The sequence below is a fragment of the Streptomyces sp. NPDC015346 genome (genome assembly GCF_043078785.1).
GTDB lineage: Bacteria > Actinomycetota > Actinomycetes > Streptomycetales > Streptomycetaceae > Streptomyces.
The window spans coordinates 1220032-1241085 of the sequence record NZ_JBIBTW010000001.1; the positions used below are offsets into that span (position 1 = coordinate 1220032).

Consider the following 21054-nt stretch of genomic DNA (forward strand, 5'->3'; position numbering starts at 1 on the left):
CAGGGAACGTTCATGCGAGGTGCCGCCTCGTCGACCGGCGGTGAGGGCTTGGCGACCGGGGGTGAGGGCTTGGGGCCCGGGGGTGAGGGCCTGGGGGCCGGCCGTCCGGTCACCGCGGGGTGACGAACCCCGACTCGTACGCCAGGATCACCGCCTGCGTACGGTCCCGCGCGCCCGTCTTCGACAGGACCGCCGCCACATGGCTCTTGGTCGTCGCCGGGCCGACACCCATCCGGTCCGCGATCTCCGCGTTCGTCATCCCCGTCGTCATCAGCCGCAGCACCTCCGCCTCCCGCTCGGTCAGCCGGGCCGCCCAGCGCGGCGGCGCCGGCGGCCTGCGCCGGGCGTGCTCGGCGGCCAGGCCCCGTACCGCCGCCGGATAGAGCAGCGAGTCGCCGCGCGCCACCAGTCGTACCGCGCTCACCAGCTCCTCCGCCGCCGCCCGCTTCAGCAGGAACCCGGCGGCGCCCACCCGGAGCGCGTCGTAGACGTACGAGTCGTTCTCGAAGGTCGTCACGACCACGATCCGCGGCGGGTCGGGCAGGGTCGCCAGGATCCGCTCGGTCGCCCGGATCCCGTCGACCTCCGGCATCCGTACGTCCATCAGCACCACGTCCGGCCGCAGTTCGCGCACCACCGAGACCGCCTCGGCGCCGGTCGCCGCCTCGCCGACCACCTCCAGGTCGGGTTCGGCGTCGAGGATCACCCGCAGGGCGGTGCGTACCATCCGCTCGTCGTCGGCCAGGACGATCCTGATCGGGCCGCTCATCGGTCCCCTCCCACCGGGAGCCGGACGGCGAGACGCCAGACGCCGTCCGACGCGCCCGCCTCGGCGGTGCCGCCGAGCAGCCGGGCGCGTTCGGCGATGCCGCGCAGGCCGCGGCCCCCGTCGGGGCGGGCCACCGGCGCGCGGGCGGGCAGCGGGTTCTCCATCGTGATCTCCAACTCCTCGTCTTCCAGGGCGATGCGCGCGCTCACGCGCTCACCGCCCGCGTACCGGGCCGCGTTCGTCAGCCCCTCCTGGACGATCCGGTACGCCTCCCGCGACACCGCGTCGGGCACCCGGTCGAGCGTCCCGGTCACCGTCAGGGCCACCCCGCGCCCTGCCCCCTTGAGCAGCGCGTCGAGCGAGCCGAGGCCGGGCCCCTCGAACTCCCCGTCCGCCTCCCCGTCCGCCGCGTCCTCCTCGTCCCGGCGCAGCAGACCGAGGACCGAGTCCAGTTCGCCGACCGTGCGCCGGGTGGTCTCCTCGATCGCCTCCAGCGCCTCCCGCACGAACTCCCGGTCCTGGTCCCGGCCGCCGTCCAGGACCCGGCGCGCGGCGCTCGCCTGGAGCGTGACGGCGCTCAGCGCGTGGCCGACCGAGTCGTGCAGCTCGCGGGCGAGCCGGTTGCGCACGGCCAGTTCGGCGGCGCGCCGCTCCGCCGCGGCGAGCCGGTCCGCGCGACTCGGCCCGAGCAGCCGCGGCGCCAGCCGGGCCAGGAACGCCCCGGTGCCCGCCGCGACGGCGGCGAGCGCGACCAGCATCAGCAGACCCGCCGGGAAGAGGGCCCACGGCGCCCACGGCCGGTCGAGACCCCAGAAGGAGGCCACCTCGGACTCCCGCAGCGCGGCCGAGAACGGCAGCGCCATCAGCGACACCGCGAACGGCGGCAGCGCCAGCGTCGCCCCGCTGACCAGCGCGCCGAGCCCCAGATGGAGCGTGAACCAGCCCGTCGTCCGCGCCCGCGCGTCCCGGCCCCTGGCAGGACCGTCCGCGAGCCGGCCGGGCGCGATCCCGCACAGGGCCCGCGCCGCCGCCACCGACATCGGCCGGGTCAGCGGGAAGAGCGAGGTCAGCGCGGCGAGCGGCAGGCCGATCCCGTACGCACCGAACTGCGTCAGCAGGCTCGCCGAGAACATCGACTGTCCGCCGCTCAGCGGTCCCATCACCACCGTGCCGACCAGCCAGTACGGCATGAACAGGGCGCCGCCCAGGATCAGATGGACCCAGCGCAGCCTCGCCCGCTGCCCGAGGAGCAGCCTGGCCCACTGCCCCAGGAGCCGGGTGCCGAGGCGTCTCACGCGCTCGCGCTCCGGCGCCGCAGGAAGGCGGCCACGCAGGCGGCCAGCAGGAACCCGATGATCATTTCGCCAGCGTAGGTCAGCCGCGCCAGGCCGGTGAAGGCCTTGTCCGGATCGGTGTCCGGCAGGAACGCCACCAGCGTCATGTACGCGCCCCAGCAGCCGACCCCGCCCGTGGCGACCCAGGCCAGGCCCAGGGGAGTACGGACCGGCAGCGACCCGGTCCGCCGCCGGAGGTTCCCCGCGAAGACCAGCATGAGCACGGTGACGACGGCGACGACGGTGAAGAGCAGCCGCACCCACTCCAGCAGGTGGAACTCCCCCGTGCGCTGGGAGATCTGGCCCGCCGAGAGCCCGTGCGCCCCGCCGAGCGCCCACATCAGCCGGACGGCCGAGGGTGCCAGGGCGAGCAGTGCGGCGACGACGGCGGTGACGCGTACCGCGGTTCCGGAGAGGCGGGCGGGCAGGTCGCCCATGGTGCCGCGCCACACATGGCCCCAGCGGTCCCGTGTGTAGAGGACGAAGAGGGCGCCGAGGGCCAGGCCCTGGCCGATGAAGCCGCCGTAGACCGCCCCGAAGACCCACTCGTCGAGGAACGGCCGCCCGCCCGCCTCGGGCTTCCGCGGGCCGGCGAAGAGGGAGAGCACGAGCTGGGCCGGGAAGCCGACCATGATCGGGGAGAGCAGCCCGGTCGCGGCCCACATGGGGAACGCGAGCAGCCAGGCCCGCACGCGCAGGCCCCAGGGCTGGGTGAGCAGCAGGGCGAGGAGGACCACCATGGCGTCCATCACCACGGAGACCGAGTTGGCGACGATCAACAGGGTGCGGTGGTCGAGGAGCACACTCCCGGCCGGGATGCCGATCTCGCTGCCGGCGATCCAGGCGACCTTGAGGGAGATGTACGGAACGCAGGCCACGATGGCGAGTGCGCGCAGGATCCGGCGGGTCGGGGTCGGGGTCGGGGTCGGGGGCGGGGTCCCGGTCGGGGTCGGGATCCCGATCGGGGTCGGCCGGCCGGTCGCGGTGCCGGCGAGAGGGGGCGTGTGTGTCATGGCCTCCACGCTTCCGTCCCGGCGGCCCGCGCACCTCCTGCCCGGTGACGAACCGCCTCCGCCGCGCGGCGGAGAAGCGCCTCGCCCGGCCTCCGGTCCGGTCAGTGCCGAGCCCTCCGCCCGGCCCGGAATTGACCCATGATTCCGGGAGAGAAATGCACCCCTGGCGGGGTCATTCATCGACCTAGAGTGATCTTCATGAACACGACGCAGACCTTCGCCCCGCTCCTGACCCGCGCCGCCGACGCCGAGACCACCGCCGACCCGAGCAGCGTGATGACCCTGCTCGCCGACTCGGACACCACCGGCGGTCTGCTCACCAGTTACCGCTCGTCCTTCGCGAAGGGCGCCGTCGGCGCGCCGGCCCACTTCCACACCAAGGCGTCGGAGATGTTCTTCGTGCTCGGCGGCTCGCTCCAGGTACTGGTGGGCGAGGAGCTCACCGTCCTGGAGCAGGGCGACTTCCTGCTCGTCCCGCCGCACACGCCGCACGCCTTCGCGGCGGCGCCGGGCGCCGAGGCCGACGTCCTGTTCGTCTTCACGCCGGGCATGGCGCGCTTCGACTACCTGCGGCTGCTCGGGCGGGTGATGCGGGGCGAGGCGAGCTTCGAGGAGATCAAGGAGTCCTCGGAGCGGTTCGACAACCACTACGTCGACAGCCCGGTGTGGCAGCGGGCCCTGGCGGAGCGCGGCTGACCGGAACCGTACGATGCCGGCCGGTCTCCGCTAGAGCCGGCCGGTCTCTTAGAGCCGGCGGGTCGCCAGCGTCAGCCGGTCGCGCGCGTCGAACAGCGCGTCCTTGATCATCTGCTCGTGGCCGGGGGTGAGCCGGGCGACCGGCACCGAGCAGCTGATCGCGTCCCGCGCCGGGGTCCGGTAGGGGATCGCGATACCGAAGCAGCGCAGCCCGAGGGTGTTCTCCTCGCGGTCCACCGCGTACCCCTGCTCGCGGATGAGGTGCAGCTCCTCGATGAGCTTCTCGCGGTCGGTGATGGTGTGTTCGGTCAGCGCCGGCAGCGTCTCCGGGAGCAGCTTGCGGACCTGCTCGTCGCTGTGGGTGGCGAGCAGCGCCTTGCCCAGCGAGGTCGAATGCGCCGGCAGCCGGCGGCCGACCCGGGTGAACGGCCGCAGGTAGTGCTGGGACTGACGAGTCGCCAGGTAGACCACGTTGGTGCCGTCGAGCCGCGCCAGGTGGATGGTCTCGGTGGTGTCGTCGGAGAGCCGGTCCAGGGTGGGCCGGGCGGCGGCCACCACCTCGTCGCCGTCGATGTACGAGGTGCCGACCAGCAGGGCCCGCACCCCGATGCCGTACCGCGTACCCGTCGCGTCCGTCTCCACCCAGCCGAGCTCGACCAGGGTGCGCAGCAGCATGTACAGGCTGGACTTGGGGTAGCCGACCGCCTCCTGGACGGCGGCGAGCGAGTGCATGCCGGGCCGCCCGGCGAAGTACTCCAGCAGTTCCACCGTGCGCACCGCGGACTTGACCTGGGCCCCACCCGTGTCGGCAGTCGACATCGCCCTCGCCCCTCTTGTTGGTGCCTCTTGTGGAGAGGGCACACCCGTCAATAGAGTCCTGTTCATCTACAGGAACCCTGTTCAGAATAGCGAACAGAGCGTGAAGAGGGGCGTGGCGGTGGCGGCTGAATCAGTGTGGAGTGTGGACCCCCGGACAGGGAAGCCGCGCGAGCAGGTTGCGGTGGAGGCCACAGCCGGCGAGGTCGACCGGGCCGTCCGTGCGGCGTCCGCCGCCCGCGACGCGCTCGCCGACCGTACGGCGCGGGCCGCCCTCCTCCGTACCGCCGCCGATCTCCTCGACGAGGCCGGCGCGCACGTCATCGAGGCGGCCGACGCCGAGACGGCCCTCGGCCCGGTCCGGCTGACCGGCGAACTCGCCCGGACGACCGCCCAGTTGCGCTCCTTCGCCGACGTCGTCGACGAGGGCGCCTTCCTCGACGTACGGATAGACCTGCCCGACCCCACGACGACGCCCCCGACGCCGGACCTGCGCCGCTGGAAGATCCCGCTCGGCGTCGTCGCCGTCTACGCGGCCAGCAACTTCCCGCTCGCCTTCTCCGTCCCCGGCGGCGACACCGCGAGCGCCCTCGCGGCCGGCTGCCCCGTCGTGATCAAGGCCCACCCCGACCACCCCGCCACCTCGGAGCTCTGCGCCTCCCTGCTGCGCCGGGCCGCCGTGAAGGTCGGGCTGCCCGAGGACGTGGTCGTCCTCGTCCACGGCTTCGAGGCGGGCGTCGAGCTCGTCCGCCACCCGCTGGTCGCCGCGGCCGGCTTCACCGGTTCGGTACGGGGCGGGCGCGCGCTCTTCGACGCGGCGGCGGCCCGGCCCGTCCCCATCCCCTTCCACGGCGAACTCGGCTCCCTCAACCCGGTCGTGATCACCGGCGCGGCGGCGGAGGAGCGGGCCGCGGAGCTCGGGACCGGGCTCGCCGGCTCGATGACCCTGGGCGCGGGACAGTTCTGCACCAAGCCCGGCTTCGTCCTGGCCCCCCGGGGCGAGGCGGGCGACGGGATCGTGGCGTCCCTGACGGCGGCCGTCAGCGAGACCGAGCCGGGCGTCATGCTGGACCACCGGATGCGGGACGCCTTCGTCGGCGGCGTCCGCGAGCGGGCCGGCCTCCCCGGTGTGACCGCGCCGGTCACCCCCGGCCCGGGAGGCGACCACACCGTCAGTGCGGGCGTGCTCACCGTCGACGCCGAGACCCTGCTCGACGGCGAGCACGAGCTGCTCCTGGAGGAGTGCTTCGGCCCGGTCACGGTCGTCGCCCGCTACGCCTCCCGCGAGGAGATCAGCGAGATCCTCTCCCGGCTTCCCGGCAACCTCACGGCCACCCTGCACATCGCGGCCGACGACGACCCGGACGCCGCCGGCCTCCTCGCCGAACTCACCCCGCTCGCCGGACGCGTGCTCGTGAACGGCTGGCCGACGGGCGTGGCGGTGGCGGGCGCCCAGCACCACGGCGGGCCGTACCCCGCCACCACCTCCACCTCCACCTCGGTCGGCGCCACCGCGATCGAGCGCTGGCTGCGCCCGGTCACGTACCAGTCGACGCCGCAGCACCTGCTCCCGCCGGAGCTGCGGGACGACAACCCGCTCGGTCTGCCCCGCCGCGAGAGCTGACCGCTCTCAGCTTGTTTTTTGACCTTTCGACCGCTGTAGGGCGGTAACGGTCTTCTCGCGGCGGACGGTTTTGCCCACGTCATAGCGGGGTGCCCGGTGCTTGTTCGGGGTGCCGGGTGGCCGTCCGGGGCCGGGCCGGTGCGGTTTTGGTGCTCTGGCGGGGCAGGGCATGTGCTGGCGGAGGTTCCGAAACGTGCGCCGGACCCGCGCGGGAGTAAGCCGGTGTGGTGCGGTCGGCTTCTCCCACGGGTGTCGCAGTTCGAGAGTGATCGGGCGGGCGAGTCTGAGCTGGGTGTAGGCGGCGATGATCAGCCACGTCCACCGGTCGGCCGCCTCGGGTTCTCGCAACCGGGACCGCGTCCAGCCCAGCGTCTGCTTGAACAGGCGGAACGTGTGTTCCAGGTCGAAGCGTCGCAGGAATGCCTGCCAGGCCCGATTGACGTCCGCGTCGTCGGTGCCGGTCTTCGAGGACCACAACCACACCGCCGGGGCCGCCCGGTCCTTCGACAGGTGCTCAACCTCCAGCCGGATCAGCGTGCCCTCGACCAGCGGGAGTTCCCCTTCGTGGTCGAGCCAGGCGGCCCGATGGGTCAGACGCGGGTGGACCCGGTCCCACGCCTGCGCGGTCGCCTTGCCGTAGTTCGCGGTGGCGGTGCGGGTGGTGACGGCGGGCTCGGGCCAGGTCTCGGGCTTGGTGAAGCGGAACTCCGGACCATGCTTCGGCGGCCGACCGCCCTTCGGGTCGTAGACGCGCGGTGGCTTCGGCAGCCGCATCACACGGTCACCGCGAACACGGCCGACCAGCTCAACGGGCAGATCCCGTAACACCCAGGCCAGACGGGTCACGTCGTAGCCGGCGTCCGACACGATGACGATGTCCGGTTCACCCGGCGCCCACTGCCCCGCCGCGACGAGCCGTTCGATAACCCCGCGGAGCTGGGCAGCGGTAACCGCGGTGGCGTCATCGGCCGGTCCCGGACGGACCGCGTCCAGGATCTGCGTCCACGAGGTGGCCCCCATCTCCAGCACGGCGACGAACGAGTACGGCCAGCCGGGGATGAACTGCGAGGCCGTCTTCGCCCGCCCGTAGACGTGACAGAACAGGCGGTTCGGCGAGCACGGCGCGTCCGACCGCAGCCACGGTGACACGTCGACGGCCAGGACCAGGCGCCCGTCCGGGAAGCGGGGCAGCGACAGGCTGGCCAGCGGCCACCGCAGCCGGTCGGTGTCAATCCGCCCCTGGTTGAGGCCGTCGTACATCGCACCGTGTCCACGGCGGTGTTCGGGCAGGAGGGTCAGCTCGACTGCCGAGTGCACCGCGCCGGGCGCACACAGCACCGCGTCCGCCAGCTCGAACAGCTCATCACCACGTCCGGTGAGACGCGCGTAGAACTCGTCCCGGAAGCGTGACGCTTCTCCTACCGCGGCTTCAGGCAGCCGACCCACCCTCACGACCTTCGTCTCGTTCAGCGCACCTTGATCGGAGTACATGATCAAACGAAGGTCGCCTCAGAGGCAGGAGAATGCCCAGGTGAGCGGCTTAGTTCGAGGACCGTTTCGACACTGGAAGGTCGAACAGGCCCCACTACGCGGGTGCAGTCGATGAGTTTGGGCGGCGATAGGAGTCTGAAGAAGGACACCCGATCTCTGGAGGCTGCCCGATGGCTGAACCACACGTCACGGAAACTCGGAAAGCTCTGGAACGGGCGATCCACGTCGAGCGGTTGGCGCTCGCTCAAGACCTCGCCGAGCTCAGCGAGGCCCAGTGGGCGAAAGCATCACTGTGTGAACGCTGGACCGTGGAGGAGGTCGTAGCCCATCTGACGGCAGGTGCCAGCACGAGAATGTGGCGCTGGCTGCTGAGCATGCTGGCGGCGCGGTTCGACCCCGATCTGCACAACGACCGACGACTCGCAAAGCACCGTGGTGCTACACCTGAAGAGACCTTGCGGCGATTTCGACAAGTTGTCGCCGGGCCCGCCGGGCCGACAGGACATACTGCGGCATGGCTGGGCGAAATAGTCGTCCACAGCGAGGACATCCGCCGGCCATTGGGTCTTGTGCGGACACCCCCGGTGACCACGACGACCGCCGTGGCCCGGTTCTTCGCCAGCCGCGATTTCACCGTCGCGAGCAACACTGCAATCGCGGGCTTGCGGGTCGAGGCCACAGACGGACCGTTCGCCACCGGCTCGGGGGATCTGCTCCGGGGGCCGACCCTCTCGCTGGTGATGGGGATGGCAGGCCGCGCAGCGGCCTGCGAGGACCTTGAGGGGGACGGTGCGGCAGTCCTGCGCGCCCGACTGCGCTCAGGTTAAAGAACAAGCTCAGACGGTGAGCACGATCTTCCCGGTGTGGGTATGGGACTCCATCAGCCGGTGGGCGTCGGTGATCCGCTCCAGACCCTCGAAGGTCTCGGCGATCACCGGCGCCAGCGAGCCGTCGCGCAGCCCCGAGCCGATGAACCCGGCCATCCGGGCCCGTCCCTCCGCCGTGCGGACCACCGCGCCGTTCGCGTAACCCCGCACGGTCAGCGGCCAGTTCATCGGCACGGCGGCCGGTCGCGGATCGAGCCAGCCGTACAGCACCGCCGTGCCGCCGGGTTCCAGGGCGTCGCCGAGCGTGGCGAAGCCGGGCCCGCCGACGGCGTCGAAGACGACCCGCGCGCCCCGGCCGCCGGTGAACCGCCGCACCTCCTTCACCACGTCCTCGCTCTCCGTCACGATCACCCGCGCCGCGCCCAGGTCGAGCAGCCGCCCGCGCTTGTCCTCGCCCCGCGTCGTGGCGATCGGCACCGCGCCGACCCGCAGCGCGGTCTGGATCGCGGCCGTACCCACCCCGCTGGACGCGCCCGTGATCACCACGGGGTCGCCGGGGCGCAGCCCGCCCGCCTCCACCATGGCGCCGAACGCGGTGGAGTACGCCAGCCACACCGCCGCCGCCGTCACGGCGTCCACACCCTCCGGCCGGCGCACCACGTACTCCTCGCGCAGCACGACCCGCTCCGCGTACACCCCGTGGACGCCGAAGTCGAAGTTGGCGGCCGCCATCACCGGATCGCCGGGGGCGTACGCCTCGACGCCCTCGCCGACCGCCTCGACGACCCCGGCCGCCTCGTAGCCGAGCCGGGAGCCGGGGAGCGTCGCCGGGTAGTAGTAGGTGCCGGCGCGGAAGAGCGCCTCGGCCCGGTTGAGCCCGACGGCCTCGACCCGCACCAGCACCTCGCCGGGGCCCGGGGCGGGCAGCGGCACCTCCTCGACCCGGAGCACCTCCGGGCCGCCGAGCTCGTGGAACAGAACCGCCCTCGTCGTCATGTCCGTGTCCGTGTCCGTGTCCGTTGTCATGAGACCGACCGTAGGCGGGCGGAGAGTGGACGATCCATGTCCCGGAACCTCCCCTCCATGTCCGATCGTCTCCCCCGCGACGCCGATCGACAGGGGTACGGTGCCGGCATGGACGTACTGAGCGATGCCATCGCCGCCATGCGCACCGGACGGCCCCACTCCTCCCGTACGGTCAGGTTCGCGCCCTGGGGCTTCCGGTTCCCCGCGAGCAAGGGCGCCGGATTCCACGTCCTCCTCCAGGGCGCGGCCTGGCTCCTGCCCCCGGACGACGCCCCGCCCGTCCGGCTCGGCCCCGGAGACGTCGTGCTGCTCGCCCACGGGACCGGCCACGGCCTCGCCGACCATCCCTCGACCCCGCTCGTCGACGCCGTCCAGGCGCCCGACGGCTCCTGGCCCTCGATGCCCGACCGCGGACCCGTCGGCGCCGACGAGACCCTGCTGCTGTGCGGCGCGTACCAGCTCAGCCGGGCGCGGGCCCATCCGCTCCTCACCGAGCTGCCGCCCTTCGTCCACATCCCGGCCCGGGTCGGCGCCCACCCGCGGCTGCGCGCCGCGATCGACCTGCTCGGCGCCGAACTCGCCGAGCCGCAGCCCGGCTCCGACGCCGTCGTCCCCGCCCTCCTCGACACACTGCTGCTCTACCTGCTGCGGACCTGGTGGCTGACGGAGCGCCCGGACCGCGCCACGGGCTGGTCCGGCGCGCTCGGCGATCCGGCGGTCGCCGCCGCCCTGAGGGCCATCCACGGCGAGCCCGCCCGGGCCTGGACGGTCGAGGAACTCGGCGCCGAGGCGGGCCTCTCGCGCGCCGCCTTCGCCCGCCGGTTCACGGCGCTGGTGGGCCGACCACCGCTCGCCTACCTGACGTGGTGGCGGATGACGACGGCCGGGCGGCTCCTGCGCACGGACGACACCCCGCTGCGGACGGTCGCGGGACGGACCGGGTACACCTCGGAGTTCGCCTTCGCCAAGGCTTTCAAACGGGAGTACGGAATGGCCCCGGGGCAGTACCGCCGCCAGGCGGCGCCGCCCGCAACCGCGAGCCGGCCGGCGGCGTCATCGACGGAGTGATCAGACACGCGAACGCCGACGACCTCGACACGATCGCCGCCGTGCACCTGGCGGCGCGGGCCACGTACTACCGGGGCCACGTCCCCGAGGAGGAGTTCGCCGGCCCCCGCGAGCTCGCCCGCACCCGGGCCGCCTGGAGCGGGGCGGTCGCCCGCGGCCAGGTCCTCTGCGCCGAACGGGACGGCGAGATCGCCGGCATCGCCGCGTACGGACGGGTCGACGGCGTCATGACGCTCACCCAGCTCCATGTCCGCCCCGACCGGTGGCGCCGGGGCGTCGGCGCCGAACTGCACGCCGCCTGCGTGGCCGCCTGGCGCGCCGAGGGCGTCACCACCGCCCGCCTCGAGGTCTTCGCCCGGAACGAGCGCGCCCAGGCCTTCTACACCACCCACGGCTGGACCCCGGACACCGCCACCCCACGCTCCGGCACCCACCTCGTGCTCCGCCTCACAGTGGATCCCACGACGGAATGAACCGGCCGTCCGGCGGCGTTTTCCCCGCGAACACCCCCGACCCCGGAGAGAAGCCGAGAACATGCGCGTCGAGATATGGAGCGACATCGCCTGCCCGTGGTGCTACATCGGCAAGGCCCGCTTCGAGAAGGGGCTGGCGGCCTTCGCCCACCGCGACGACGTCGAGGTGGTGCACCGCTCCTTCGAGCTCGACCCGAACCGGCCGAAGGGCGACACGGCGCCGGTGATCGACATGCTGGCCCGGAAGTACGGCCGCACGCTGGACGAGGCCCGCGCCATGGAGGCCCACGTCGCCGCCACCGCGCACTCCGAGGGTCTCGGGTACCGCACCGAGGGCCGTGACCACGGCAGCACCTTCGACCTCCACCGCCTCCTCCACCTGGCCAAGGACCGCGGCCGGCAGAACGAGCTGCTCGACCTCGCCTACCGCGCCAACTTCGCCGAGCAGCGGTCCGTCTTCGACGCCGATACCCTGGTGCGGCTGGGTGTCGAGGCCGGTCTGGACGAGCCCGAGGTCCGCTCCGTCCTCGCCGACGAGACCGCCTACGCCGACGCGGTACGGGCGGACGAACGCGAGGCCGCCGAACTCGGCGCGAACGGGGTGCCGTTCTTCGTGCTCGACCGCCGCTACGGCATCTCCGGCGGCCAGCCCGCCGAGGTCTTCACCCGGGCCCTGGAGCAGGCCTGGCAGGGCCGGACCCCGCAGCCGGCCGACACGGACGACGCTCCCGCCTGCGACGTCGACGGCACCTGCGAGGTCTGAGCGTCACGGTCAGCCGCTCGGGCCCCCGTGATCGTTCCTCATTGACGGCACGTCGGGGGGAGCACAGGCTGGGGCCATGGATGTCATGGACCCGCTCGGTGGTGCCGAGTTCGCGCCGAAGTACACGTATCTCAACACCTCCGCCTGTGCGCTGCTGCCCCGTCGCACCGTCGAGGCGGTCACCCTCCTCGCCGAGGAGACCGCGGACGGGCGGGCGGAGGGGGCCGGCAGCTTCGAGACCGTCGCCGAGGCGCGTGCCACCTATGCCCGGCTCGTCGGTGTCGGCCCCGACCGGGTCGCGGTCGGCAGCTCGGTCTCCGTCCATGTCGGGATGATCGCGCAGTCGATGCCCACGGGCTCCGAGATCCTCTTCCCCGAGGGGGACTTCAGCTCGGTCATCACCCCGTTCACGGTCCGCGGCGACCTCAAGACGCGCTTCGTGCCGCTGGAACGCCTCGCGGAGTCCATCGGCCCCGAGACCGCCCTCGTCGCCTTCTCCTCCGTGCAGTCCGCGGACGGCCGGACGGCCGACTTCGCGGCGGTACGGGCGGCGGCCGCCGCGCACGGTGCCCGGACGCTCCTCGACGCCACGCAGTCGGCCGGCTGGCTGCCGCTGCGGGCCGGGGAGTGGGACTACACGGTGGCCGGGGGCTACAAGTTCCTGCTCTGCCCGCGCGGTTCGTCCTTCCTCACCGTCACCGAGGAGGCGCAGGACTCGCTCGTCCCGATCCACGCCGGGTGGGTGACAGGGGAGGACCTGTGGGTCAACAGCTACGGCCCGGTGCGCGAACTGGCCCGCTCCGCGCGGCGGTTCGACGAGCCGCCCGCCTTCCTCTCGTACCACGGGGCCGCCCGCTCGCTGGCCCTTCTGGAGGAGATCGGCATCGAGCGGATCGAGGCGCACAACAAGGCGCTCGCCGCCCGTTTCCGGGCCGGGATCGTGGAGCTGGGGCACGCGCCGGTGCAGGACGTCTCCGGCGTCGTCGCGGTGCCGGGGCTCGGCGACCGGCAGACCGCCCTGCGGGAGGCCGGTGTGCTGGTGTCCGCCCGGGCGGGCAATCTGCGGGCGTCCTTCCACCTCTACAACGGGGCGGCGGACGTGGACCGCGCCCTGGACGTCCTGGCCGGGTGACGGCTCCCCGCCGATCGGGCCCCCGGCCCGGCCAGTGACCGCTCCCGGCCAGTGACCGCTCGCCTGCCGATCGGGCCACCGGCCCGGCCCTCCCGGCCCGGAGTCGACGGGCAGCCTCGTCGGCGGGTCGGGGCGCCGCGCCCCCGTCAGTCGACGGTCGGGCAGTCGTCCGCCGCTGCGCAGAGGTTCTCCTCGACCCTGGCCAGCAGGCGCGCCAGTTCCGCGCGCTCGGCCGGGCCGAGGCCGGCCAGCGTGTGCTCCTCAAGGCCGGTCCAGACATCGGCCACCCCGGCCCGCAGCGCCCCGCCGCCGTCCGTCGGCTCCACCAGGACCGCGCGCCGGTCGGCGGGGTCCGGGGTGCGCCGGACGTAACCGCTCTGCTCCAGCCGCTGGAGCATCTTCGTGACCGTCGAGGGGTCGACGCCCATCGCCTTGATCAGCTCCGACTGGCGGACCGGGCCGCGGTCCCAGAGGCACATCATCAGGAACTCCTGCCCCGGGTAGAGCCCGACCTCCTTGAGCAGCCGCCCCGCGGCGATCCGGTGCAGCCGGGCCACGCGGGAGAGGGCGTGGCTCAGCGGACCGCCCCGCGCCGCGGACGGCAGCAGGTCGCCGCACGCGCCCTCCGGCGGGTGGGCGGACGGGCTCTCGGGCATCGCTGACTCCTCGGTGCGGGTTGTCGCTCTCCAGACGTTCTGCCTCCAGATTACCTTGGTCGGCCAACTAATGGGTTACAGTGGCGACGGGCCACATACTTGGCCGACCACATAAATGCTCCGGAGGCTGTCATGACCACCGCGTTCGACCCGATCGACCTCGCCGGCGCCCGACTCTCCAACCGCATCGCCATGGCCCCGATGACCCGGAGCCGCGCCCACGGCGAGGACCGGGCCCCGACCGCCCTCGTCGCCGAGTACTACGCCCAGCGCGCGACCGCCGGCCTGATCATCACCGAGGGCACCCAGCCGGCCGCCGTCGGCCAGGGCTACCCGAACACGCCGGGACTGCACAGCGCCGAGCAGGTCGCCGGCTGGCGTGAGGTCACCGACGCCGTCCACGCCCGCGGCGGCACGATCTTCGTCCAGCTCATGCACACCGGCCGGATCGGCCACCCCGACCTCCTCGACGGCGACCTCCATCCGGTCGGCCCTTCGGCCGTCGCCGCCGCCGGTCAGGTCTTCACCTTCGAGGGCCCCAAGGACTTCGTCACCCCGCGCGAACTGACCACGGAGGAGGTCCGCGCCACCGTCGCCGAGTTCGCGGCCGCCGCCCGGAACGCGGTGGAGGCGGGCTTCGACGGCGTCGAGATCCACGGCGCCAACGGCTACCTCGTCCACCAGTTCCTCGCCTCCGGCTCCAACCACCGCACCGACGAGTGGGGCGGTCCGGTCGAGAACCGGATCAGGTTCGCCGTCGAGGTCGTCAAGGCCGTCGCCGCCGAGATCGGCCCCGAGCGCACCGGCCTGCGGATCTCGCCGGCCAACACCTACAACGACATCGCCGAGACCGAGACGGAGGAGACGTACACCGCGCTCGTCGACGCCATCGATCCGCTCGGCATCGCCTATCTGCACGTCACGGAGGCCGCGCCGGGCGTACGGGAACTGACCCTGGCGCTCCGCAAGCGCTTCTCCGGCACCTTCGTCCTCAACCCCGCGACCGACGGGCCGACGTCCGCCGCGTCGCTGGCCCTCGTCGAGGACGGGACCGCCGACATGGTCGCGTACGGCCGGCTGTTCATCGCCAACCCCGACCTGCCCGCCCGGCTGCGGAACGACGGCCCGTACAACACCCCGGACCACACGTCCTTCTACGGGGGAGACCACCGCGGCTATACGGACTACCCGGCGCTCTGAAACCGCCCGCACGCGCGGGGGCCCGGCCGGTCCGGCCGGGCCCCGATCGCCGTCAGCGGACCAGCCGGGCCCTGATCGCCGTCAGCGGACCAGCCGGGCCCTGATCGCCGTCCGTCACCGCATCACCGCATCACCGCACCGGCGTGAAGTCCCTCGCTCCGATGAACTCCGGCCGCCGCACCGGCGCCGCGAACGGCTCCACCGCGGCGTTCTCCACGCTGTTGAAGACGATGAAGACGTTGCTGCGCGGGTACGGCGTGATGTTGTCGCCCGAGCCGTGCATGGCGTTGCAGTCGAACCAGGTCGCCGAGCCGGCCCGGCCCGTGAACAGCCGGATCCCGTGGGCGTCCGCGAGGCTCGTCAGCGCCTCGTCGGACGGGGTGCCGGCGTCCTGCATCTGGAGCGAGCGCTTGTAGTTGTCCTTCGGCGTCGCGCCCGCGCAGCCCAGGAACGTCCGGTGCGAACCCGGCATGATCATCAGGCCGCCGTTCGTGTCGTAATTCTCGGTCAGCGCGATCGACACCGACACCGTCCGCATCCGCGGCAGCCCGTCCTCCGCGTGCCAGGTCTCGAAGTCCGAGTGCCAGTAGAACCCGGACGCGCCGAAGCCCGGCTTCACGTTGATACGCGACTGGTGGACGTACACGTCCGAGCCGAGGATCTCGCGGGCCCGTCCCACCACCCGCTCGTCGCGGACGAGCCGGGCGAAGACCTCGCTGATCCGGTGCACCTCGAAGACCGAGCGGACGGACCCCGTCGCCCGCTCGACGATCGCGCGCTCGTCCTGCCGCACCGCCGGATCGGCGATCAGCCGGTCGAGTTCGCGCTTGTAGACCGCGACCTCGTCGTCCGTCAGCAGCCCGGGTTCGGCGAGGAAGCCGTCGCGCTCGTACGCGTCCAGGTGCGGGCCTCCGGGGCCCCAGACGACCGGGTCGCGGCGGGGCGTGAGCACCTCGTCCGTGCCCCGGGTCGGGTACAGGTCCGTGCGGTCGGTGGTCGGCGCGTTCAGTACGTCGGTCATGATCAGCCCTCCTCCGTCAGCAGGGGATACACCCCGTTCTCGTCGTGGTCCTCCCGGCCGGTGACCGGGGGGTTGAAGACGCAGACGCAGCGGAAGTCGGTCTTGGGGCGCAGGGTGTGCCGCTCATGACCGTCGAGCAGGTACATCGTGCCCGGCTCGATCCAGTGCGTCTCGCCCGTCTCGTCGTCCGTCAGCTCGGCCTCGCCCTCGACGCACAGGACGGCCTCGATGTGGTTCGCGTACCACATGGACGTCTCGGTGCCCGCGTACAGCACCGTCTCGTGGAGCGAGAAGCCGACGCGCTCCTTGGCGAGGACGATCCGCTTGCTCTCCCAGGTGCCGGACTTGGCCCGCACATGGCGTTCGGTGTTCTCGATGTCCTTCAACGATCGGACGATCACGTCGTACGACTCCTCTTCTGCTACGGGTGTTTCAGACGGTCTCGCGGACCGCGCGGGACAGCACGCTCAGCCCCTCGTCCAGCTCCTCCGGCGTCACGGTCAGCGGCGGCAGGAGTTTCACGACCTGGCTCGCCGGGCCCGAGGTCTCCAGCAGGAGGCCCAGTTCGAAGGCGCGGGCGCAGACCTTCGACGCCCGGGTCGCGTCGGCGAACTCCAGGCCCCAGACCAGGCCGCGGCCGCGGTAGTGGGCGCCGTCGGCGGAGTTCTCCTCGCAGAGGGCGAGGAGCGCCCGCTCGACCTGCTCGCCGCGGGCGAGGGTCTGCTTCTCCATCTGGCCGTCGGCCCAGTACGTGTCGAGCGCGGCCGCCGCCGTGACGAAGGCCGGGTTGTTGCCGCGGAAGGTGCCGTTGTGCTCGCCCGGCTCCCACACGTCCAGCTCGGGCCGGAAGAGGCAGAGCGACATCGGGAGCCCGTAGCCGCTGATCGACTTCGACAGCGTGACGATGTCCGGGGTGATGCCGGCCTCCTCGAAGGAGAAGAAGGCGCCCGTGCGTCCGCAGCCCATCTGGATGTCGTCGACGATCAGCAGCATGTCCTGGCGCCGGCACAGGTCGGCGAGCGACCGCAGCCACTCGGCCCGGGCCACGTTGATGCCGCCCTCGCCCTGCACGGTCTCCACGATCACGGCGGCCGGCTTGTTCAGGCCCGAACCCTGGTCCTCGAGCAGCCGCTCGAACCAGAGGAAGTCCGGAACCTGGCCGTCGAGGTAGTGGTCGAACGGCATCGGCGTGCCGTGGACCAGCGGGATACCGGCGCCGGCCCGCTTGAAGGCGTTGCCGGTGACGGCGAGCGAGCCCAGCGACATGCCGTGGAACGCGTTGGTGAAGGAGACCACCGACTCGCGGCCCTTCACCTTCCGGGCCAGTTTCAGCGCGGACTCGACGGCATTGGTGCCCGTCGGCCCCGGGAACATCACCTTGTACGGCAGCGAACGCGGCTCGAGGATCACCTCCTGGAAGGTCTCCAGGAAGGAACGCTTGGCGGTGGTCGCCATGTCGAGACCGTGGGTGATCCCGTCGCGCTCCAGATAGTCGATGAGCGCCCGTTTCAGTACGGGATTGTTGTGGCCGTAGTTCAGTGAACCGGCACCGGCGAAGAAGTCGAGATAGGAATGGCCGTCCTCGTCGGTGAGGCGGGCGCCCTGGGCGCGGTCGAAGACGGTGGGCCAGCCACGGCAGTAGCTGCGCACCTCCGACTCCAGGGTCTCGAAGACACTGAGGGCAGGCGGGGCGATGGTCACAGCGATTCTCCCGTGGACTGGTTGTGGTGGGGGCGGGGGCTGATGCGGTAGAGGACTTCGGGCAGATGGCCGCCGACGGGGTCGGACGTCTCTGGGAACAGGGCCCCGTCGAAGAGGACCTCGCGCTCCAGCCGCAGCCCGTGCCGTTCGGCGTAGGCGGTGAAGAGCCGGTCGGAGGCCGTGTTGTCCGGGGTGACCGTGGCCTCGACGGCGGCGGGGGAGACCCGCGCGCTCAGCGCGTCGAGGAGCACGCCGGCCAGACCGCGGCCGCGGTGCGCCCGGTCGACGGCGATCTGCCAGACGACGAGGGTGCCGGGCCGGTCGGGCCGCAGATAGCCGGTGACGAAGGCGATCGGCTCACCGTCGCCGTCGCGCGCGACGAGCGAGGTGGCGGCGAAGTCCCGGCACCACAGCAGATAGCTGTACGGAGAGTTCAGATCGAGCGACTCGGAATCGCGGGCGATACGCCAGAGCGCGGCTCCGTCCTCCACGCTCGGGCTTTCGACGGTCATGGCTGCTTGTGCGGCGGTCATGCCGAGGCAATTTACCGACCGAATTCTCGAATTGCATGTGCCGGAGGGGTGGGACGACGGCGCGGCGTGTGTTATTCGCGCGAGCGCGAGAAGCGGCCGGTTTGCCCGTATTTACCCGGGCAAAATGGACGCGCTGTGGAGTCGATCACAGGTTCCGAAAGAGGCGGGAAACGCTGACGAAACCTTGGCGTTTAGGGTCCGGAAAACGGGGCAGAAGAAGCCAGGGAGCTGTAAGGGAATTTGCTTGGAGAATGCGTGACCGTATTTCTGCGGGAAAAGGAGAATGCCGCGACCGGTGGTCGCGGCATTCTCGCGGATCCGCCCTGTGGAGAGTGCGGAGGGTGCGGAGGGCGTGGGGGCTAGCGGTCCCAGGCCTCCGTCACGGCGCGGCCGGCCGCCTCCAGGTCCACCGGACGGCCCGTCTCGGCGAGCGCCGCGCCCAGCGCCGCCAGTGAGGACCGCACCACGCCAGGGGTCGCGTCCGCGCCGTAGTGGTTGACCCGGATCATCTCCTTCGCCAGCGCCCCGCCGCCCGCGATCAGCGGTAGCGACGGGTCCGCCGCCAGCGCCCTGGCGACCAGCTCCGAAGCGTCCACACCCGCCGGGGAACGCAGCGTCGTCGCCACCGGAGCGGCGTCCTTCGCCTCGTGGACGTACGGTGCGAGGCCGCCGCCCAGTGCCAGCGCACCAGCCCGGGTCGCGGCGGCCGCCGACGCGTGACGGGCCATCAGGGCGTCGAGCCCCTCGGCCTCGATGCGCTCCACGCACGCCTCGAGCGCCAGCATCTCCAGCTGCGCCGGCGCGTGCGGCAGCGCCCTGCGCCCGCCGTCGATCCAGCGCTCCCGCCAGTCGAGGAGGGAGAGGTACGAGCGGCGCGGCGCCCCCGGGTTGGCGGCGAAACGCTCCCAGGCGCGCTCGCTGACGGATACCGCCGAGACACCGGCCGGCCCGCCCATCGCCTTCTGCGCACCGATGATGCACATGTCCACGCCCCACGCGTCCGGCAGGACCGGCTCGGCGCCGATCGACGCCACCGCGTCGAGGTAGAACAGCGCGCCGTGCGCCCGCACGACCTCGCCGATCTCGGCGACCGGGTTGGTGTTGCCGGTCGCCGCCTCCGCGTGGACCAGCGACACGAAGTCGATCTCCGGGTGCGCGGCCAGCGCCTGCTCCACCTGGGCGGCTGTCACGGCCGTGTGGAACGGCACCTCCAGGTCCACGACCGTGGCCCCGCAGTCCCGCAACCAGTCGCCGAAGGTCTGGCCGTACGGACCGGTGACGATGTTCAGCGCGGTGGAGCCGGGCCGGGCTCCGCTGCGGATGCAGCCCTCCAGGGGCAGCAGCGCCTCGCCCTGCGTGATCACCACGTCCTGCTCCGTGGAGAGGAGCGCGGCGACCCGCCGCTCGATGGACGCGAAGTGCGCGGCGGTCAGCGGGGCCAGGTCCAGGAGCGGGTGTGTCACGGTCACGGCGGTGCCTTCTTCGGATCAGTTCGGTGGTGCTGGGAGGCTCGGTTCAGGGTATCGAGACGGCGAACGAGCGGCGGGCGAGCGGCGAACGAGCGGCGGGCGACCGCCGTCCGACGGGCCACCCGCCCCTCGTAGAGTGCAGACATGAGCGATCGCGTGGTGCTGCATGTGAAGGGGCGGGTGCTCGTCGGCCCGGAGGACGTACGGGACGAGCTGTGGGCGGTCGACGGCCGGATCACGTACACCCGGCCGTCCGGTGACGCGCTGACCGTCACCGGCTGGGCCCTGCCCGGACTCGTCGACGCCCACTGCCACGTGGGGCTCGACCAGCACGGCCCGGTCGACGATGCCACCAGCGAGAAGCAGGCGCTGACCGACCGCGACGCGGGCACGCTCCTCATCCGGGACGCCGGATCGCCCTCCGACACCCGCTGGATCGACGAGCGCGAGGACCTGCCGAAGATCATCCGGGCCGGCCGCCACATCGCCCGCACCCGCCGCTACATCCGCAACTACGCCCATGAGATCGAGCCCGCGGACCTGGTGGCGTACGTCGGACAGGAGGCCCGCAGGGGCGACGGCTGGGTGAAGCTCGTCGGCGACTGGATCGACCGTGAGGCGGGCGACCTCACCGCCTGCTGGCCGCGCGCCGAGGTCGAGGCGGCGATCGCCGAGGCGCACCGCCTTGGCGCCCGGGTCACCGCGCACTGCTTCGCCGAGGACTCGCTGCGGGACCTGGTGGAGGCGGGCATCGACTGCGTCGAGCACGCCACCGGACTGACCGAGGAGACGATCCCTCTCTTCGCCGAGCGGGGCGTCGCCATCGTGCCGACGCTCGTCAACATCGCCACCTTCCCTCGGCTCGCGGACGGCGGCGAGGAGAGGTTCCCGCGCTGGTCGGCGCACATGCGCCGGCTGTACGAGCGCCGGTACGACACCGTCCGGGCCGCGTACGACGCCGGTGTCCCCGTCTTCGTCGGCACGGACGCGGGCGGCTCCCTCGCCCACGGCCTGGTCGCGGCCGAGGTCGAGGAACTGGTCAAGGCCGGCATCCCGCCCCTCGACGCCCTGTCGGCCACGACCTGGGGCGCTCGCGCCTGGCTGGGCCGTCCCTCCCTGGAGGAGGGCGCCTCCGCGGACCTCGTGGTCTACGACGAGGACCCCCGCGCGGACGTCCGCGCTCTCGCGGCGCCGCGCCGGGTGATCGTGAACGGCCGCGTGATCGGCTGACCGGCCGCGTCGGGTGCGCCCCTCGAACGTCACCGTGAGGACGCCGAGTTGACCGTCCGTTACCCCGGAGTGGCGCGACTCGTTGACACACTTCCCGTGCTCGCCCGCGTATTTCGCAACGCGCGGGGCGCACGGGAACGCGTGTGCCGAAAGAATCGAATATGGGCGCGGAAACCCCCCTTTGGAGTGAACTCACGTCAGGTACCTGCCGG

Annotated in this window: 21 protein-coding genes; 9 read left to right on the forward strand and 12 right to left on the reverse strand. The window is 72.4% G+C overall.

Annotation, left to right across the window (positions count from 1 at the left end; translation table 11 throughout):
- Positions 1-109 precede the first annotated feature (109 nt).
- The 3 genes from ACF06X_RS05525 to ACF06X_RS05535 are packed head-to-tail and all read right to left on the reverse strand — an operon-like array spanning position 110 to position 3116.
- Positions 110-769 (reverse strand): response regulator, encoded by a 660-nt coding sequence (locus ACF06X_RS05525; RefSeq protein WP_392285833.1) that lies wholly within the window; start codon positions 767-769, stop codon positions 110-112.
- Complete coding sequence (locus ACF06X_RS05530) at positions 766-2064, reverse strand: sensor histidine kinase (RefSeq protein ID WP_392285834.1); 1299 nt, start codon at positions 2062-2064, stop codon at positions 766-768. Before ACF06X_RS05530 ends, ACF06X_RS05525 begins: the two co-directional genes overlap by 4 nt.
- The gene (locus ACF06X_RS05535; protein ID WP_392285835.1) at positions 2061-3116 is read right to left on the reverse strand and encodes a hypothetical protein; all 1056 of its coding nucleotides are present in this window, start codon (positions 3114-3116) and stop codon (positions 2061-2063) included. The genes ACF06X_RS05530 and ACF06X_RS05535 overlap by 4 nt, the downstream gene beginning before the upstream one ends.
- 198 nt (positions 3117-3314) lie before the next feature.
- On the opposite strand from ACF06X_RS05535, the gene ACF06X_RS05540 reads away from it, so the two are divergent.
- On the forward strand, positions 3315-3812 hold the full coding sequence (locus ACF06X_RS05540) for a cupin domain-containing protein (RefSeq protein WP_392285836.1): 498 nt from the start codon (positions 3315-3317) through the stop codon (positions 3810-3812).
- Positions 3813-3860: 48 nt separating this feature from the next.
- Here ACF06X_RS05540 and ACF06X_RS05545 read toward each other — a convergent pair whose 3' ends face one another.
- Entirely contained in the window at positions 3861-4631 is a 771-nt protein-coding gene (locus ACF06X_RS05545) for an IclR family transcriptional regulator (protein WP_329122037.1), read from the reverse strand.
- A 118-nt stretch (positions 4632-4749) separates the two neighbouring features.
- Here ACF06X_RS05545 and ACF06X_RS05550 point away from each other — a divergent pair, with 118 nt between their 5' ends.
- Positions 4750-6252 carry an aldehyde dehydrogenase (NADP(+)) gene (locus ACF06X_RS05550; protein ID WP_392285837.1) on the forward strand — a complete coding sequence of 501 codons (1503 nt, stop codon included), beginning with the start codon at positions 4750-4752 and terminating at the stop codon, positions 6250-6252.
- A gap of 6 nt (positions 6253-6258) precedes the next feature.
- On the opposite strand, the gene ACF06X_RS05555 is transcribed toward ACF06X_RS05550, so the two are convergent.
- Complete coding sequence (locus ACF06X_RS05555; protein WP_392285838.1) at positions 6259-7743, reverse strand: NF041680 family putative transposase; 1485 nt, start codon at positions 7741-7743, stop codon at positions 6259-6261.
- A gap of 170 nt (positions 7744-7913) precedes the next feature.
- Between ACF06X_RS05555 and ACF06X_RS05560 the strand changes: the two genes are divergently transcribed.
- On the forward strand, positions 7914-8570 hold the full coding sequence (locus tag ACF06X_RS05560) for a maleylpyruvate isomerase family mycothiol-dependent enzyme (RefSeq protein ID WP_392285839.1): 657 nt from the start codon (positions 7914-7916) through the stop codon (positions 8568-8570).
- 9 nt (positions 8571-8579) lie between these two features.
- On the opposite strand, the gene ACF06X_RS05565 is transcribed toward ACF06X_RS05560, so the two are convergent.
- Positions 8580-9596, reverse strand: a complete 1017-nt coding sequence (locus ACF06X_RS05565; RefSeq protein WP_392285840.1) for a zinc-dependent alcohol dehydrogenase family protein — start codon at positions 9594-9596, stop codon at positions 8580-8582.
- Between the two features lie 108 nt (positions 9597-9704).
- On the opposite strand from ACF06X_RS05565, the gene ACF06X_RS05570 reads away from it, so the two are divergent.
- The 4 genes from ACF06X_RS05570 (at position 9705) to ACF06X_RS05585 (ending at position 13032) form a co-directional block, all read left to right on the forward strand.
- Positions 9705-10664 (forward strand): AraC family transcriptional regulator, encoded by a 960-nt coding sequence (locus tag ACF06X_RS05570; RefSeq protein WP_392285841.1) that lies wholly within the window; start codon positions 9705-9707, stop codon positions 10662-10664.
- Entirely contained in the window at positions 10661-11137 is a 477-nt protein-coding gene (locus ACF06X_RS05575) for a GNAT family N-acetyltransferase (protein WP_392285842.1), read from the forward strand. Before ACF06X_RS05570 ends, ACF06X_RS05575 begins: the two co-directional genes overlap by 4 nt.
- Positions 11138-11198: 61 nt before the next feature.
- Complete coding sequence (locus ACF06X_RS05580; RefSeq protein ID WP_392285843.1) at positions 11199-11900, forward strand: DsbA family oxidoreductase; 702 nt, start codon at positions 11199-11201, stop codon at positions 11898-11900.
- 85 nt (positions 11901-11985) lie between these two features.
- Positions 11986-13032, forward strand: coding sequence for an aminotransferase class V-fold PLP-dependent enzyme (locus ACF06X_RS05585; protein WP_392285986.1), 1047 nt, complete (start codon positions 11986-11988; stop codon positions 13030-13032).
- A gap of 146 nt (positions 13033-13178) precedes the next feature.
- Here the strand turns inward: ACF06X_RS05585 and ACF06X_RS05590 are convergent, their stop codons facing one another.
- Entirely contained in the window at positions 13179-13688 is a 510-nt protein-coding gene (locus ACF06X_RS05590) for a MarR family winged helix-turn-helix transcriptional regulator (RefSeq protein WP_392285844.1), read from the reverse strand.
- Between the two features lie 132 nt (positions 13689-13820).
- Here ACF06X_RS05590 and ACF06X_RS05595 point away from each other — a divergent pair, with 132 nt between their 5' ends.
- Positions 13821-14888: an alkene reductase gene (locus tag ACF06X_RS05595; RefSeq protein ID WP_392285845.1), complete on the forward strand. Its 1068-nt coding sequence runs from the start codon at positions 13821-13823 to the stop codon at positions 14886-14888.
- Positions 14889-15018: 130 nt separating this feature from the next.
- Here the strand turns inward: ACF06X_RS05595 and thpD are convergent, their stop codons facing one another.
- The 5 genes from thpD to ACF06X_RS05620 all read right to left on the reverse strand — a co-directional run bounded on the left by thpD (position 15019) and on the right by ACF06X_RS05620 (position 19606).
- Positions 15019-15909: an ectoine hydroxylase gene (thpD, locus tag ACF06X_RS05600; RefSeq protein ID WP_392285846.1), complete on the reverse strand. Its 891-nt coding sequence runs from the start codon at positions 15907-15909 to the stop codon at positions 15019-15021.
- A 2-nt stretch (positions 15910-15911) separates the two neighbouring features.
- Complete coding sequence (locus ACF06X_RS05605; protein WP_158986104.1) at positions 15912-16310, reverse strand: ectoine synthase; 399 nt, start codon at positions 16308-16310, stop codon at positions 15912-15914.
- 31 nt (positions 16311-16341) lie between these two features.
- On the reverse strand, positions 16342-17610 hold the full coding sequence (ectB, locus tag ACF06X_RS05610; RefSeq protein ID WP_392285847.1) for a diaminobutyrate--2-oxoglutarate transaminase: 1269 nt from the start codon (positions 17608-17610) through the stop codon (positions 16342-16344).
- Positions 17607-18143, reverse strand: a complete 537-nt coding sequence (ectA, locus tag ACF06X_RS05615; RefSeq protein ID WP_392285848.1) for a diaminobutyrate acetyltransferase — start codon at positions 18141-18143, stop codon at positions 17607-17609. The genes ectB and ectA overlap by 4 nt, the downstream gene beginning before the upstream one ends.
- 359 nt (positions 18144-18502) lie before the next feature.
- Entirely contained in the window at positions 18503-19606 is a 1104-nt protein-coding gene (locus ACF06X_RS05620; protein ID WP_392285987.1) for a pyridoxal-phosphate-dependent aminotransferase family protein, read from the reverse strand.
- 150 nt (positions 19607-19756) lie between these two features.
- Here ACF06X_RS05620 and ACF06X_RS05625 point away from each other — a divergent pair, with 150 nt between their 5' ends.
- On the forward strand, positions 19757-20842 hold the full coding sequence (locus tag ACF06X_RS05625; RefSeq protein ID WP_392285849.1) for an amidohydrolase family protein: 1086 nt from the start codon (positions 19757-19759) through the stop codon (positions 20840-20842).
- Positions 20843-21054: the final 212 nt, after the last annotated feature.